General features: G+C 65.7%; 16 protein-coding genes. 9 read left to right on the top strand and 7 right to left on the bottom strand.

Annotated elements, in window-relative coordinates; all coding sequences use genetic code 11:
* Window positions 1-5: 5 nt before the first annotated feature.
* The gene (locus KW845_RS21500) at window positions 6-632 is read left to right on the top strand and encodes a pyridoxamine 5'-phosphate oxidase family protein (protein WP_218371348.1); all 627 of its coding nucleotides are present in this window, start codon (window positions 6-8) and stop codon (window positions 630-632) included.
* A gap of 44 nt (window positions 633-676) precedes the next feature.
* On the opposite strand, the gene fmt is transcribed toward KW845_RS21500, so the two are convergent.
* On the bottom strand, window positions 677-1,621 hold the full coding sequence (gene fmt / locus KW845_RS21495) for a methionyl-tRNA formyltransferase (protein ID WP_218371347.1): 945 nt from the start codon (window positions 1,619-1,621) through the stop codon (window positions 677-679).
* Window positions 1,622-1,626: 5 nt separating this feature from the next.
* A complete protein-coding gene (gene def, locus KW845_RS21490; protein WP_218371346.1) occupies window positions 1,627-2,139 on the bottom strand; it encodes a peptide deformylase in 513 nt (170 codons plus the stop codon).
* Between the two features lie 198 nt (window positions 2,140-2,337).
* Here def and dprA point away from each other — a divergent pair, with 198 nt between their 5' ends.
* From dprA to KW845_RS21475, 3 genes are all read left to right on the top strand, one after another.
* Window positions 2,338-3,453 carry a DNA-processing protein DprA gene (gene dprA, locus KW845_RS21485; RefSeq protein ID WP_218371345.1) on the top strand — a complete coding sequence of 372 codons (1,116 nt, stop codon included), beginning with the start codon at window positions 2,338-2,340 and terminating at the stop codon, window positions 3,451-3,453.
* Window positions 3,454-3,528: 75 nt separating this feature from the next.
* On the top strand, window positions 3,529-4,437 hold the full coding sequence (locus KW845_RS21480) for a hydroxymethylglutaryl-CoA lyase (protein WP_218371344.1): 909 nt from the start codon (window positions 3,529-3,531) through the stop codon (window positions 4,435-4,437).
* Between the two features lie 81 nt (window positions 4,438-4,518).
* On the top strand, window positions 4,519-4,995 hold the full coding sequence (locus KW845_RS21475) for a hypothetical protein (protein ID WP_218371343.1): 477 nt from the start codon (window positions 4,519-4,521) through the stop codon (window positions 4,993-4,995).
* Window positions 4,996-5,026: 31 nt separating this feature from the next.
* Here KW845_RS21475 and KW845_RS21470 read toward each other — a convergent pair whose 3' ends face one another.
* Window positions 5,027-6,268, bottom strand: a complete 1,242-nt coding sequence (locus KW845_RS21470; RefSeq protein WP_218371342.1) for a PLP-dependent aminotransferase family protein — start codon at window positions 6,266-6,268, stop codon at window positions 5,027-5,029.
* A gap of 213 nt (window positions 6,269-6,481) precedes the next feature.
* Here KW845_RS21470 and KW845_RS21465 point away from each other — a divergent pair, with 213 nt between their 5' ends.
* Window positions 6,482-7,192, top strand: a complete 711-nt coding sequence (locus tag KW845_RS21465; RefSeq protein ID WP_218371451.1) for a YggS family pyridoxal phosphate-dependent enzyme — start codon at window positions 6,482-6,484, stop codon at window positions 7,190-7,192.
* A 197-nt stretch (window positions 7,193-7,389) separates the two neighbouring features.
* Here KW845_RS21465 and KW845_RS21460 read toward each other — a convergent pair whose 3' ends face one another.
* Complete coding sequence (locus KW845_RS21460; protein ID WP_218371341.1) at window positions 7,390-7,875, bottom strand: copper chaperone PCu(A)C; 486 nt, start codon at window positions 7,873-7,875, stop codon at window positions 7,390-7,392.
* A gap of 45 nt (window positions 7,876-7,920) precedes the next feature.
* The gene (locus KW845_RS21455) at window positions 7,921-8,820 is read right to left on the bottom strand and encodes a LysR family transcriptional regulator ArgP (RefSeq protein WP_218371340.1); all 900 of its coding nucleotides are present in this window, start codon (window positions 8,818-8,820) and stop codon (window positions 7,921-7,923) included.
* Between the two features lie 122 nt (window positions 8,821-8,942).
* Between KW845_RS21455 and KW845_RS21450 the strand changes: the two genes are divergently transcribed.
* The 4 genes from KW845_RS21450 (at window position 8,943) to KW845_RS21435 (ending at window position 13,019) form a co-directional block, all read left to right on the top strand.
* Window positions 8,943-9,578, top strand: a complete 636-nt coding sequence (locus KW845_RS21450) for a LysE/ArgO family amino acid transporter (protein WP_218371339.1) — start codon at window positions 8,943-8,945, stop codon at window positions 9,576-9,578.
* Between the two features lie 116 nt (window positions 9,579-9,694).
* Window positions 9,695-10,684, top strand: a complete 990-nt coding sequence (locus tag KW845_RS21445) for a tripartite tricarboxylate transporter substrate binding protein (RefSeq protein WP_218371338.1) — start codon at window positions 9,695-9,697, stop codon at window positions 10,682-10,684.
* A gap of 66 nt (window positions 10,685-10,750) precedes the next feature.
* Entirely contained in the window at window positions 10,751-12,148 is a 1,398-nt protein-coding gene (locus KW845_RS29745) for an MmgE/PrpD family protein (protein ID WP_370628265.1), read from the top strand.
* On the top strand, window positions 12,141-13,019 hold the full coding sequence (locus KW845_RS21435; RefSeq protein ID WP_218371336.1) for an NAD(P)-dependent oxidoreductase: 879 nt from the start codon (window positions 12,141-12,143) through the stop codon (window positions 13,017-13,019). The genes KW845_RS29745 and KW845_RS21435 overlap by 8 nt, the downstream gene beginning before the upstream one ends.
* 15 nt (window positions 13,020-13,034) lie before the next feature.
* Here the strand turns inward: KW845_RS21435 and KW845_RS21430 are convergent, their stop codons facing one another.
* Together KW845_RS21430 and KW845_RS21425 are read right to left on the bottom strand one after the other, a co-directional pair.
* On the bottom strand, window positions 13,035-14,300 hold the full coding sequence (locus tag KW845_RS21430) for a phenylacetate--CoA ligase family protein (protein WP_218371335.1): 1,266 nt from the start codon (window positions 14,298-14,300) through the stop codon (window positions 13,035-13,037).
* 51 nt (window positions 14,301-14,351) lie between these two features.
* The gene (locus KW845_RS21425; RefSeq protein WP_218371334.1) at window positions 14,352-15,182 is read right to left on the bottom strand and encodes an ABC transporter ATP-binding protein; all 831 of its coding nucleotides are present in this window, start codon (window positions 15,180-15,182) and stop codon (window positions 14,352-14,354) included.
* Window positions 15,183-15,224: the final 42 nt, after the last annotated feature.

The following is a 15,224-nucleotide window of genomic DNA, read 5'->3' as shown; positions in this document are numbered from 1 at the left end:
CGACCATGCATATCGACGACGCCCATCGCATCACCGACCCCGACGCCCTGCTGGCCCTGTACGGCCAACCCAGCGAAGCATCGATCATGAAGGAAGTGGATCACGTGCATCCGCACTACCGCGCCTTCATCGAGGCAGCGCCGTTCGCCGTGCTGGCCACCGTGGGCCCCGCCGGGCTGGACGCATCGCCCCGGGGCGATCCCGCCGGCTTCGTGACCGTGGCCGACGACAAGACCTTGCTGATCCCCGACCGGCGCGGCAACAACCGCATCGACAGCCTGCGCAATATTCTGGCCGATCCGCGCGTGGCGCTGCTGTTCCTGGTGCCCGGCGTGGGCGAGACCCTGCGGGTGAACGGCCGCGCCAGCATCAGCACCGATCCGGCGCTGCTGGCGTGCTTCGCCATGCAAGACAAGCCGCCCCGCTCAGTGCTGGTTATCGAAGTGGAAACCGTGTTCTTCCAGTGCTCGCGCGCGCTGGTGCGTTCGGCGCTATGGGACCCTGCCACGCAGGTCGAGCGCAGTGGCCTGCCCACCGCGGGACGCATCCTGGCCGACCTCAGTGCCGGCACGTTCGACGGCGAAGCGTATGACCGTGCCCTGCCAGGGCGGGTGCGCGATACCTTGTATTGACAGGAATCCGGAAGCGGCGCGACTGGGCGGTACGCAGCGCCCCATCAAGCGGCAGGCTGCCAGCCCCGCACGAACACGTCCACGGGCTGGCGCTTGCCGCCGGCTTTCTGCAATTCCAGCAAACGCAGCACGCCCGCGCCGGTGGCGATGTCGATGCCTTCGGTGCCTGCGTGCAGCACGCTGCCCGGGGCAGCGGCCACCGGCGATTCCAGCGCTTGCGCGCGCCACACTTTGACGGGATCGTCCAGCCCGGGCAGGCGCAGCGTGGCGCCCGGTACCGGATTGAACGCGCGCACCCGCCGCGCCAGCAGCGTGGCGGATTGGGTGCAATCGAGCGCGGCTTCGGCCTTGTCCAGCTTGGCGGCATAGGTCACGCCGTCGGCGGGCTGCGGCCGGGCCGGCAAGCGCCCGGCCTGCAAGGCCTGCAGTGCCTGCACGATGGCCTGGCCGCCGGCTGCGGCCAGCGCGTCGTGCAATTGCGCCGCGGTGTCTTCGGCCCCGATGGGCACGCGGTGCTCGAGCAGCATGTCGCCCGTATCCAGGCCCTGGTCCATTTGCATGATGGTCACGCCGGTTTCCGTATCGCCTGCCTCGATGGCGCGCTGGATCGGTGCGGCGCCGCGCCAGCGCGGCAACAGGCTGGCATGGATGTTCAGGCAGCCGCGCGGCGGCAGCGCCAATGTCCAGGAAGGCAGGATCAAGCCGTAGGCGGCCACCACCATGAGCTCGGGGGCGGCCTGTTCCAGTTGAAGCCGGGCCTGCGCGGCGTCATCGGGATAGCGGCCGTCCAGCCGCAGGCTGCGGGGCTGGGCCACCGCGATGCCGGCCGCCAGGGCGGCCTGCTTGACGGGGCTGGGCGTCAGTTTCAGGCCACGGCCGGCCGGCCGGTCGGGCTGGGTCAGGACCAGGGGGATATCGTGGCCGGCGGCCAGCAGCGCATCAAGCGCGACACGGGCGAATTCCGGCGTTCCGGCAAAAACCAGGCGCATGGGGATCAGGCCCGCAGCGCTTCGCGCTCGGCCTTCTTCAGCTTGGTCTTGATGCGGGTCTGCTTCAGGTTGGATAGGTATTCGACGAACACCTTGCCATCCAGATGGTCGAGCTCGTGCTGCACGCACACCGCCAGCAGGCCGTCGACCTCGGCCTCGTACGGCTTGCCGTCGATGTCCAGCGCCCGGTAGCGGATACGCGCGGCGCGTTCGACCTCGTCGTAGATGCCCGGCACCGACAGGCAGCCTTCTTCGTACGTCTGGCGCTCGTCGCTTTTCCAGGTGATCTCGGGGTTGATCAGCACGCGAAGTTCGGTGCCGGCCTCAGAGACATCGATGACCACCACGCGCTCGTGCACGTCGACCTGCGTAGCCGCCAGGCCGACGCCGGGCGCTTCATACATGGTGTCGGCCATGTCGCGCACCAGTTTCCGGATGCGGTCATCCACCACCGCAACCGGCGTGGCCTTCTTGTGCAGGCGCGGGTCGGGATAATGAAGGATAGGAAGCAAAGCCATGGCGAACGAAAATGGGGAAGCTGATGGGCCAGCAAAGGCTTAATGATAATTCATTAGAAGTTTGATTTCTAATAGTTTCCGGCTAATCCGGCCATTGCCGGGCGCAGGCTGCGGGCGGTTTTGGTCCCGCCGCCGCCTGCGCCGCGCGGGCCTCGTGCGACACTAGCGCACCGCCTTGCAAGACCCTTAGCCAGAACCATGCCGCTTACGCATTCCCACGCCGAACTGTCCGCCTGGCTGCGCCTGTCGCTGGAGCCCGGCCTGGGGCCGGCCACCGCCTACCCGCTGTTGTCGGCGCTGGGCCTGCCGGAACAGATCTACGCCTTGGGCGCGGCGGCCCTGGCCCGCCATGTGCCACAAGACCTGGCGCGTCAATTGGCGGCATCGGCCCCCGCCGACATGCAGGCGCAGATCGATCTCGCCCTGCAATGGGTAGAGCAGCCAGGCCGGCATGTGCTGACCCTGGCCGATCCGGCTTATCCGCAAAGCCTGCTTACCACCGCCGACCCGCCCATCCTGCTTTACGTCAATGGCAACCCGGCCCACCTGAGCCGCCCGGCGCTGGCGGTGGTGGGCGCGCGCAACGCCACGCCGGGCGGCTGCGACAATGCCCGCGCGTTCGCGCGCCACCTGGCCAGCCACGGCTGGTGCGTAGTCAGCGGCCTGGCGCAGGGCATCGACGCGGCGGCCCACGAAGGCGCGTTGCAGGCCGGCACCGAAGGCGCGGGTACCGTGGCCGTCATGGGCACCGGCATCGACCGCGTGTATCCGGCGCGTCACCGCGAGCTGGCCCACCAGATCGCCGCGCAGGGCGCGCTGGTTTCCGAATTGCCGCTGGGCATGGGCGCGCTGCCACATCACTTCCCGCGCCGCAATCGCCTGGTGGCCGGGCTGGCGCGCGGCGTACTGGTGGTCGAGGCAGCCCGGCAAAGCGGTTCGCTGATCACCGCGCGGCTGGCCGGCGAAAACGGCCGCGAAGTCTTCGCCATTCCGGGCTCGATACACTCGCCGCTGTCGCGCGGCTGCCATGCCCTGATCCGCCAGGGTGCCAAGCTGGTCGAAACCGCCCAGGACATCACCGACGAACTGGGCGGCGGGCAGCCCGCCATGCGCCAGGACACGCCCGCCGCCCCCGCGCCCGCCGGGACCGACACCCCGGTGCTGCAGGCGCTGGGTTACGACCCGCTGCACCTGGACGCCTTGCAGGCACGCACCGGGCTGGACATCGCGGCGCTGAATGTACAACTGCTCGAGCTCGAACTGGCCGGGCGCGTGGCCCGGCTCGATGGCGGACGGTTCCAGCGCCTGAAATAGCGGCGGCGCTACTATTATGGTTACCCCTCTCGGCGCGTCCGCCCGGCGCGACCCGCCTTTACTACAGGAAGAGACATGTCGCTGCCTACCCGAGTCAAGATCGTCGAGGTTTCGCCCCGCGACGGCCTGCAGAACGAAAAAGAACTGATCTCCACCGACATCAAGGTCGAACTGGTCGACCGCCTGACCGCTGCCGGCTTTCCCAATATCGAGGCCACGTCGTTCGTATCACCCAAGTGGGTGCCGCAAATGGCCGATGCCACCGACGTCATGGCCCGCATCCAGCGCAAGCCGGGTGTGATCTATTCGGTGCTGACTCCCAACATGAAGGGCCTGGAAGGCGCGCTGGCGGCCAAGGCCAACGAAGTGGTGATCTTCGGCGCGGCCAGCGAGGCGTTTTCGCAGAAGAACATCAATTGCTCCATCGCCGAATCCATCGCCCGCTTCGAGCCGGTGGCCCAGGCCGCGCGGGCGGCTGGCGTGCGCGTGCGCGGTGCCATCAGTTGCGCGCTGGGCTGTCCGTACCAGGGCGAAGTGCCCGTCGATGCGGTGGTAGACGTGGCGCGTCGCCTGATGGCCCTGGGTTGCGACGAAATCGACGTGGCCGACACTATTGGCGTGGGCACGCCGCAACGCGTGCGCAACGTGATGGCCGCGGTAACCCAGGTGGCCGACCCGGGCCGCGTGTCGGCGCACTTCCACGATACCTATGGCCAGGCCCTGGCCAATATCCTGGCGGCGCTTGAAACCGGCATCAGCATCATCCACACCTCGGTGGCCGGCCTGGGCGGCTGCCCATACGCCAAGGGCGCCACCGGCAACGTCGCCACCGAAGATGTGCTGTACATGCTGCGCGGCCTGGACATCGACACCGGGATCGATCTGGATGCCGTGGTCGACACCGGCCAGTGGGTGTCGGCCCACCTGAACCGCAAGGGCGGCAGCCGGGCGGGCAATGCCATCGCGGCCAAGCGCGCGGCCTGAGCGCGCCAAAGCCACGTAGAATGCGCGCCAGGCACGGCCATCCGGCCGCCGCCTGCATTGCGCCATCGGGAATCGTCCGCCATGACTTCACTTTTTTCTGCCCCCTCCACGGACGAACGCGACGCCCTGCTGCGCGAGATCGGCCCGCTGCCGCTATCGGGCCAGGCCTGGCCCGACTGGGTGCGCATCCTGGCCTGGGTGATCCTGGCCATCATCGGGGTGCAGATCGTGTCCTCGGCTATCCGCCTGGCGCCCGGGCAGGTCAGCACTGTGCTGGGGGTCATCGTGGTGCTGTGCTTCCTGGGGCTGGTGCTGGTGTCCTGGCACATGCAGAAGTCCATCACCACCATCGACGAGACCGGCCTGCGCCAGACCTGGATCACGCGGCGCGAAGTCGCCTGGCAGGAAGTGCAGTTCGCCAAGTTCGTGCCGCTGCTGTTCTCGAAGCGGCTGGTGGTGTTCACGCAGCGCGGCCGCCCGGTGGTGTTCCAGGGCGGCACGCGTGAACTGCAAATTGCCTTCGCGAAGATTTCGCTGCTGTACCGGCGCAAGCGCTAGCGCCGCGGGCGCCCGGTAACGGGCGCCCCTGTCAGGCTGCCAGCGACACCGATACCGGCGCGTTGGCCTCGCAGGCATCCAGCGCCTGGGCCAGGCGCTGGATGCCCTGGGTGATCAGGCCTTCGTTCATCGTGGCAAACGACATGCGCATGGCGTTCAGGTCGGCCTGCTGCGGGTCGGCGTAGAACGCCTTGCCGGGCACGTAGACGATGCCTTGCTCGATGGCATACGGCAGCAGCCGCGTGGCATCGACCTCGCCGTTCAGGCGCCCCCAGAAGAACATGCCGCCCTCGGGCTTGCGGAACGTGACGCGGCCAGCCAGGTATTGGTCCAGCGCTTGCGCCAGCGCGTCGCAACGGGCCCCGTAGGCGGCGCGGATGCGCGGCACGTGCTGCTGGTAGCGGCCGTTGGCCAGGTACTGCGCCACCACTTCCTGGATCCAGGCCGACGAAGCCATGTCGTCGGCGGCCTTGGCACCCACGCAGCGGCGGCGCACCTCGGCCGGGGCCACCAGCCAGCCGATGCGCAATGCCGGCGCCATGGTCTTGGACATGGTCGAGATATACACCGCCCAGTGGCGTGCCTGGCCTTCGGCCAGCGCGGCAATGGGCGGCACTGGTTCTCCCGCGAAGCGCAATTCGCCATAGGGGTCGTCTTCGACGATCAGGAACTGGTGCTTGACGGCCAGTTCCAGCAGGCGCAGGCGGCGCTGCCGGCTGATGGTGGCACCGCACGGGTTCGAGAACGACGCCACCACACAGACGATCTTGGGCTTGAGCCGGGTGGCCATGTCGTCCAGCGCGTCGATATCGATGCCGTCCGGCCCGGACGCCACGGGGTGGACCGTGGCGCCGGTGTAGCGCAGCGCCTGCACCGAATTGGGAAATGCCGGGCTTTCGATGAAAGCATGGTCGCCCGGCTGCAGCATCACCCGGCTGACCAGCGCCAGCGCCTGCTGCGATCCGCCGGTAACGGCCAGTTCGGTATCCGGGTCGCACACCAGCCCCCGCTCGGCCGTCAGGCGTCCCAGTTCGGCGCGCAGGCTGGCCTGCCCGTCGATGTTGGAATACTGCAGGCAGGCCCCCAGGCGGGCCAGTACCTGGTTCGACGCGGTGGTCAGGCCGTCGATGTCGAACAGTTCCTGGGCGGGATAGCCGCCCGCCATGGAAATGCTGCCCGGGCGCATCGCATACGACATCAGCGAGCGAATGGGCGAGGCGGCGGGCGTTTGGAAGGGGGTGGCGAACGCGTAGCTGGGTGCTGCGGAAGACATGATGGAAGGCGGGGCCGGCTAGGAAGAAGAGAGCATCGGCGTGGCGGCGGGTACCGTGACTGCGCCGACGGCATAGAACTTTGGAATATAAGCAAATGCCAGACGATTCTATGCCTGCCCCCAAAGGCGGTCAACGCACTGGCGGCCCGTTGCCCCGGCCGGGTGCGCGGGCGGCGATTATGATGGGCTTTTTGTATGGAATCCCCCACAGGCATGAGTTCCGACGACGCTATGACAGCCCGCGTGGCACAGTTGCGGCAGCGCATCGAGGCGGCTTGCGCACGATCCGGCCGCGCACCGGACAGCGTAGCGCTGCTGCCGGTCAGCAAGACGTTCGGGCCGCAGGCGGTGCGCCAGGCGGCCGCGCTGGGCTTTCGCCGGTTCGGCGAGAACAAGACCCAGGAAATCCGCCAGAAGGCCGGCCCGCTGGCCGACCTGGATATCCAATGGGTAATGATCGGCCATCTGCAAACCAACAAGGCCAAGGATGCCGCGCGCGACGCGGCCGAAGTGCAATCCCTGGACCGCCTGGACCTGGCCTATGCCTTGCAGCGCCGGCTGCAGGCCGAGGACCGCGCCCTGGATGTGCTGGTGCAGGTCAAGACCTCGCCCGAGCCCAGCAAACATGGGCTGGATATCCAGGCAGTGCCGGACTTCCTGCGCATCGTGGCCAGCGAATGCCCGGCCCTGCGGGTGCAGGGGCTGATGACGCTGGCAATGCAGTCCAATGACACCGCGGCCGTGCGGGCGTGCTTTCGGGCGTTGCGGGAATTGCGCGACCGGTTGCGGGCAGAGAGCATGGCCGGCGTGCGGCTGGATCGGCTATCGATGGGGATGAGTGGGGATTTCGAGGTCGCTATTGAAGAGGGGGCGACTGAAGTGCGGATTGGTAGTGCGGTGTTTGGGGCGCGGGGCTATGTCTAGTTGCGTTTGAGGGCTTGTTCTGGTGATGGGGTGGCGTGAGCGCCTTGCCGCTGGGACGTGTCGCGTTTTTGCATCCTGGGCGCCGCTTTTGAGAAGAAGAAAAGCGGGCGGGGCCGGCCCATTCCAGCCACCCTGCGCGGCTGGAATGGGCCATTCGTTTGATGGATGCGTGAGGCGGGCCGTGCTGGAGGGGGTGCTCAGTGCTTCATGTTCATGCCGTGCATGCCGGGGTTGTGGCCGATGGGCTTGACCTTGAATTTGACGGCGACTTCGCCGGCGTTCTGGAACTTCAGCGTGGCGGGCACTTCGGTGCCCTCGGCGAACGGCTGCTTCAGTTTCAGGAACATGACGTGGTAGCCGCCCGGCGCCAGCTTGACCTCGCCATTGGCCGGCACCGCGATGCCGTCGGGCAGGTGGCGCATGCGTGCCACGCCGTTTTCGGTTTGCACCGTGTGCAGTTCGACCCGCTCGGCCGCATCCGACGTGACGGACAGCAACTGGTCGGCGGTCTTGGCGTCGTTGTCGATTTCCATGTAGCCGGCGCCGTTGGCCTGGCCGGGCGCAGTGGCCCGCACCCACAGGTCGTCGATCTCGATCTGGCCAACCTTGAAATCGCTGGCCCAGGCCGACGTGGCAGTGCACAGGCCCAGCGCGGCGACCAGCGCCCACTGACGGATTTTCATGAGAGACACCTCCGATGCTGCCGGCCCGCGATCGAGCCTGGCGGGTTAACGCCGCCGGACCAGGCTGCCGGCGGCCGCCAGGACCGAATCGGTCAAGGCTTCCATAGCCTGCGAGTTTACCCGCCAGTGCTGCCAATAGAGCGGCACGTCTTCCGTGGCGCGTGCGCGCAGGGGCACCAGACGACCAGCATCAAGGTCGTCGCGAATCATCGGCAGCGGATTCATGGTCCAGCCCAGGCCGTCCAGCGTGGCCTGCACGAAGGCGCGCGACGAAGGCAGCCACCACACCGGCGGCTGCCACGCGGCATTGCCCATCACCTTGCGCGCGAAGCGCGCCTGCAGCGCGTCTTTGCGGTTGAATACCAGCACCGGCGCGCTGGCCAGCGTGCGGGCATTGACGCCCTGCGCGAAGTGCCGCGCATGGAACTCCGGCGTGCAGCTGGCCACATAGCGCATGCTGCCCAATGCGTGGATGCGGCAACCCTGCACCGGGTCGGCCAAAGCCGTCACGGCGCCCAATACCGAGCCGTTGCGCAACAGGGCGGCGGTATGGTCCTGGTCTTCGGATTGCAAGTCCAGCGTAGCGCGGCTGTGCGCGGCGAACAACCGGGCCGCGTCCATGAACCAGGTTTCCAGGCTGTCGTGGTTGACCGCCACCGCGATGCTGGCGTACGGCACGGCATCGCCTTCCAGGCCCAGGCGATCGAGCGCGTCGTGCTCGAGCAACGCGGCCTGCTCGGCCAATTGCACCAGCACTTGCCCATCGGGCGTGGCCACGGCCGGCACGGTGCGCTGCACCAGCAGGCGGCCAATGCGGGCTTCCAGTGCCTTGATCCGCTGCGAGACGGCCGACGGCGTCACATTCAGCGCCGCCGCGGCACGCTCGAAGCTGCCTTCGCGCACCACCGCGGCCAGCGCCCGCAGATTGCCATGATCGAGTTTCATACATTAGATATTCTTAATCAGCTTAAATAAAATTAGCTGTATTTCATATTCCAGGCAAGTCAGAATGCAGTCTCTGGCCGCGGCGAATTGCCGCGGCGCTGTTTTTTTCGGACCGCCTGGCCATGTTCACGCTTGCTTCGTTTCCCACCTTGTTGACTGCCTGGGCCAGTGGCACCGCCACGGGCCTGGGGCTGTTCGCGGTGGTGGGCGCGCAGAGCGCGTTCATCCTGCGGCAGGGGCTGATGCGCGCGCACTTGCTGAGCGTGCTGGCGCTGTGCGCGGCAATAGACGCGGTGTTCATCTTTGCCAGCGCATGGGGGCTGCAAGCGGTGGCCGCGTGGTTCCCCTGGCTGACGCACGCCATATTGTGGTTCGGCGTGGCGTTCCTGGCCTGGTATGCACTGCAGTCGGCGCGGCGCGCGCTGCGGGCGCAAGGCGGCCTGGTGGCGGCGCGCGAGGCGGTGCCGTCACGCCGCGCGGCGCTGCTGGGCGCGGCGGGCTTCACCCTGCTGAACCCGCATTTCTGGCTGGACATCATGGTGGTGGGGTCGCTGGCGCACGGCTTCGACCAGGCCAGGCTGGCCTTCGCGGCCGGGGCGCTGACGGCCAGCCTGCTGTGGCTGGCCGTGCTCGGCCTGGGGTCGCGGCTGTTCGCCCCGTGGTTTGCGGATCCGCGAGCGTGGCGCATCCTCGACGGTGTCATCGCCGTCCTGATGGCGGCGCTGGCGGCGCGGCTGGCCTATAACGGGCTGGGTTGATACGCCGCTGGCGCCTGGGTGGCACCCCTGGTCCTGATGCCTTTTGTCTTTGTCCGGCATTTGATATCATAACTGATATATCAAATCAGCATAATAAAGATAAGGAGACATCAGAGATGAAACGGAACCTGGCGGTATCGCGGCGAGAGGCGTCGCAAATGCTCCTGGCCCTGGGCCTGTCGGCGCTGTCGCCTGCGTTGTACGCTCGTCCTGAATGGCCTGGCCAGCCGATTCGGCTGGTTCTAGGCTGGCCTCCCGGCGGGGGCGCCGATGTCATGGCTCGCATCGTGTCCCAGGCGCTCAACGAACGAATCAGCCAGCCGGTATTGATTGAAAACAGATCGGGCGCCAGCGGCAACATCGCGACAACCCAGGTCGTGCGGGCCCCGCCCGATGGCTACACCTTCCTGCTTGGTCCGTCCACCCAAGTAACGGCCAACCCCTTTCTTTTCAACATGGATTCCAGTGCGGTGAATAGCCTGGAGCCGTTTGCCGCCCTGGGACGATTCCAGCTGTATCTCATTCTTAGAAAGGACTTTCCCGCGCAGAACCTCAAAGAGCTGATTGCCCATGCTCAGGCCAACCCCAGAAAAGTGACGTATGCCTCAGCCGGCCCCGGGTCTCCGCCCCATCTGGTGGCGGAAATGTTCTTGAAACAGGCGGACGTGACTGCGCTCCACGTTCCCTACCGCGGCTCGGCGGCGGCATTGCAGGCGGTGCTTGCCGGCGAAACTGATTTCGCCATCGATCCGGGAATCTCTTTTCCCCACGTCCATGCAGGAAATCTCAAGCTCCTTGCCATTACCAGCAAAGAACGCAGCGCCGCCTTTCCCAATGTACCGACCATGATCGAAGCGGGGCTCTCCGCGATGGATTTCGATACCTGGATCTGTCTTTGGGCGCCCCGGCAGACGCCGCCGGAAATTCTCAAGCGGTTTTCCAACGAACTGCGGGAAGTCCTGGGCACGGAGTCAGTCAAGGCGCAATTCTCAAAACTCGGCGGAGAGGCCCGCTACATGGATGGCGCTGATATTAGCCAGACCCTGCACCGAGAGGCCGATGCGTTTTCGACACTGATCAAGGAACTGAATCTGAATCTGGCCTGAATCCGGCCACACGCCCTGTTGTATTGGTTGGCCACAGCCATGTGGACTACATCAAAAGGATGAAGAGTGACAACGACAACCAAACAAGTAGCGGAATACGTGCATGGCATGAACGTCGAACAGTTCGATGCCGAGGTGGTGAACAAGGCCAAGGCACTCTGTGTCAGCGCCCTGGGGATGACTGTCGCAGGTTCACGCATCCACGCAGGGCAAGTGCTGGCAAGCTACGCGCGCGGCCACGGCGGGCATCCGCATAGCAGCGTTCTGGGCGCCGGATTCCGTACCTCGGCGGAACTTGCCGCCTTCGTCAATGCCACGGCCGCGCACAGTACCGAGCTGGAAGACGACAGCTGGCCCGAGTCCATGTACACCTGCCATATCATTCCCGCCGTGTTCGCCTTGGGCGAAGAGCTCAAATCAACAGGGAAGGACATTCTCGAAGCCTTCGTCCTGGGATACGAAGTCCAGGCACGGCCCGGCATGATCCTCACAGACAGCGGCGCCACCGGCAGGGGATGGCTGACGGCCCCTCATCTGGGCACCATCGGCGTGGCCGCCGCCGCGGCAAAGCTGTTCAAACTGGATGCCAAGCAAACTCAGATGGCGATCAGCCTGGCCGTTTCCCAGGCCAGCGGCTCGACGCGGCAGATGGGCACGGGCGCCCATCTTTACGAGGCTGGGGTCGCCGGCAGAAACGGCATCAATGCGGCGAGGCTTGCCAAGTTGGGACTGACCGGTGTCCCCGACATTCTGGAAGGTGTCAGAGGATACTTCGACGCACTGGCAGGCCAGCCGGATATCGACTTCGAGCTTGGCACCGGCAAAGATTTTCGCGTGATGCAGATCGGCTTCAAGAAGTACACCGCCTGTTATCTCATGCAACGCATCATCGACGGTGTGATTGAGTTGGTCAATCAGCACGATATCGCCGCCGACGACGTAGAAACCGTTGCCGTGGAAGTGAACCCGACCTTCCCCGAGATCATCAAGTTTCCGGAACCGAAAAATGGGGAAGAATCGCGGTTCAGCCTGCATCATTGCGTGGCCGCCGCACTCATGCGCGAGGAAATTTCGGTCCATACTTTCACCGATGAAGGGGCCCGTGATTCCCGGCTGAAAGCGCAGTGGCACAAGACGAGAATAATCGTCAACCCAAGCTGGGAACGGGCGATATTGGGGAAAATGAACCCGTTGACGATCACCACCAAGGACGGGCGCCAATACCATAGAGTATGCGTTACATCGCATGGCGATCCGGAAGATCCCCTTTCCGACGATGAGGTCAAGCACAAATACCTGACTTGCGTCGAGGGCATCATCTGCACAGAGCACGCACATCGCGGCGCCGAGCTGATATTCGAGCTCGATACCTTGAACGATGTATCCGAGCTCATGCGGCTGTTGACCTTCCCCTCTTCTAAAGACGGAACGCATACTGATTGCAATGGTGACATGCATGGCTGACAGCAATCGAACCGGGTTCGTGGGCCTGGGCAACATGGGCGGGCCCATGGCGACCAGTATTGCCAAGGCCGGAAGGCACCCGATGGTCTACGATCTGCGCAAGGAAGCCGTCAGGACGCAGGTGTCGCACGGCGCGGTCGCGGCAACATCCCTGGCCGAATTAATACAGGAATGCGACATCATCGGAACCTGCCTGCTCCACGATCACCAAGTGAAAGAGGCATTCCTGGGCGAGAACGGCATCGTCGCCCTGGGCCGCCCAGGGCAGATCGCCATGATCCACAGCACGGTCCTGCCCCAGACGGTGCTTGCGATCGCCGCTGCCGCAAAAGAAAAAGGAATCGGCATCGTCGACGCGCCGGTCAGCGGGGGCGGAGCACGTTCTCGGGAAAGCGCCCTGGAAGGCACCCTGACCCTCATGGTCGGCGCGGAAGATTGGGCGTGGGAAAAAGCGCGGCCGATTCTGGAAATCGTCGGAGCGAATGTGATCCGGGTGGGGGCTCCGGGTGCAGGCCAGGTCGTCAAGCTGGGCAATAACATCATGGCGCTCTGCAACCAGGTCCTGCATATGGAGGCCATCCGCTTTGTCCAAGCGTATGGCGTGACCCGAGAAGCACTGGATACAGTCGCAAGAGTCAGCTCGGGCGACTCCTGGGCTGTCGCCAATTACGAATTCTTCGACAAATTTGGTGTCGACCACACGATGGCTGGCCCAGAGTTGTCGCATGTGCTCGGAAAGGACATTCGCTATGCCGTCGCCGTAGCGCAAGAACAGGCGACTTACCTGCCTGCCGTCGCCCTCTGCTCACAACTGTTGCCTGGCATGTTCGAGGAACGCTGGGCCAACAACAAGCGCCGGGGATCGCAATAACTCACCAGCCGCCCGCTACTCATACGAACGCACATCGTCGATCACCTTCCCGTCGTTGGGCAAGCTGCCCGCGTCCACCCATTGCACGTCGGCCCGCAGCTTGGTGATGTCTCGCACGGATTCGGCGATACGCTCGGCCAGTTCGTCGGATTGCCCCTGCGCCTCGACCTGCAGCACCATCCGGTCTGAGCCCATTTGCCCGCTGACCACCAGCCGCGCCCGGCCGATATCGGGGTGGCGGGCCAGCACCTCGGCCACCTGCGACGGATGCACGAACATGCCGCGCACCTTGGTGGTCTGGTCGGCCCGGCCCATCCAGCCCTTGATGCGGATATTGGTGCGGCCGCACGGCGACGCACCCGGCAAGATGGCCGACAGGTCGCCCGTGCCGAAACGCACCAGCGGATAGTCGGGATTCAGCGTGGTAACGACGACTTCGCCCACTTCGCCGTCAGGCAACGGCGTGCCCGTACCGGGGCGCACGATTTCCAGGATGATGTCCTCGCCCACCACCAGGCCCTCGCGCGCCTCGGTCTCGAAGGCGATCATGCCCAGGTCGGCGCTGCCATAGGCCTGGTAGCCATCGATGCCGCGCGCGGCCAGCCAATCGCGCAGCGACGGCGGAAACGCCTCGCCCGACACCAATGCGCGCCGCAGCGAGGGCAAGCGCACCCCCAGTTCGTCGGCCTTTTCCAGGATGATCTTCAGGAAGCTGGGGGTACCCGTATAGCCGCTGGGCGCCAGGTCGGCAATGGCGCGCACTTGCTGCTCGGTCTGGCCGGTGCCCCCGGGGAACACGGTGCAGCCCACCGCATGAGCCGCGGTTTCCATCATCGACCCGGCCGGCGTGAAGTGATACGAGAAGCAGTTGTAGGCCAGCTCACCCGACCGGAAGCCGGCCGCATACAAGGCGCGCGCAAAACGCCAGTAGTCGGCGCGCGCGCTCTCGGGTTCGTAGATGGGGCCGGGTGAGGCAAACACGCGCACGGCCTGGCCCCAGCCGATGGTGGAGAATCCGCCGAAAGCCTTGGCGGGCCCGGCCGGGCCCGTGCCCGCGCGGCTGCGCTGCTGCCGTTCCAGCAGTTCGTGCTTGCGCAGTACAGGCACGCTGGCCAGCGCCTGGCGCGTAGCCACGCCGCGCGGGTCGATACCGCGCAACTGCTCGGCAATGGCATGGGCGCCCTCCATGGCGCGTTCGACAGCGCCGGGCAGCGCCGCCATCAGGTCGCGTTCGCGCTGCTCGGGCGCGCGGGTTTCCAGTGCATCAAAAAACGCAGGCATGGGATCGCACTCTTCGGAATGCCGGATAGGCGGAATAAGGGGCCGAAAAAATCAGGCCAGCCAGCGCTTGCGACGCCGGTAAAACTTGTGGTCGCGGAAGTTCTTGCGCTCGCCGCTGGAAATACCCAGGTAGAACTCCTTGACGTCTTCGTTGCGCCCCAGCTCGGCCGCCGCGCCATCCATCATGACGCGGCCGTTCTCCAGGATGTAGCCATAGTCGGCATAGCGCAGGGCAATATTGGTGTTCTGCTCGGCCAGCAGGAAACTGACCCGTTCGCGCTGGTTCAGGTCGCGCACGATCTCGAAGATTTCCTCGACGATCTGCGGCGCCAGCCCCATCGACGGCTCGTCGAGCAGGATCATGTTCGGGTTGGCCATCAGCGCGCGGCCGATGGCGGTCATCTGCTGTTCGCCGCCCGAGGTATAGCCGGCCTGGCTGGTGCGCCGCTGCTTCAGGCGCGGGAAATACTGGTAGACGCGCTCGAGCGCCGTCGCCATGTCGCCGCGGTTCAGGTCGCGTGTATAGGCGCCAGTCAGCAGGTTCTCTTCGATGGTCAGGTGGGCAAAGCAGTGGCGGCCCTCCATGACCTGCACCACGCCGCGCCGCACCAATTCGGCCGGCGACAACCTGTCGATGCGCTGGCCGCGATACTGGATAGAGCCCTTGGTAACGTCGCCGCGCTCGCCCTTGAGCAGGTTCGACACCGCGCGCAGCGTGGTAGTCTTGCCGGCGCCGTTGGCGCCCAGCAGCGCCACGATGCGGCCTTCAGGCACTTGCAGCGACACCCCTTTCAACACCAGGATGACGTGGTTGTAGATGACTTCGATGCCGTTCACATCGAGCAGCATCTGGTCGGGTTGGACAGCGGTGGCAGCGGTCATGGCAATTCCTGCGCGGAAGGCCGCCGGCGCCAGGGCGCCGGC

Source organism: Bordetella sp. BOR01 (assembly GCF_019218885.1).
Classification (GTDB): domain Bacteria; phylum Pseudomonadota; class Gammaproteobacteria; order Burkholderiales; family Burkholderiaceae_B; genus Bordetella_A.
The sequence above is the reverse complement of the archived record's forward strand: the minus strand, read 5'-3'. Positions and strand labels throughout refer to the sequence as shown.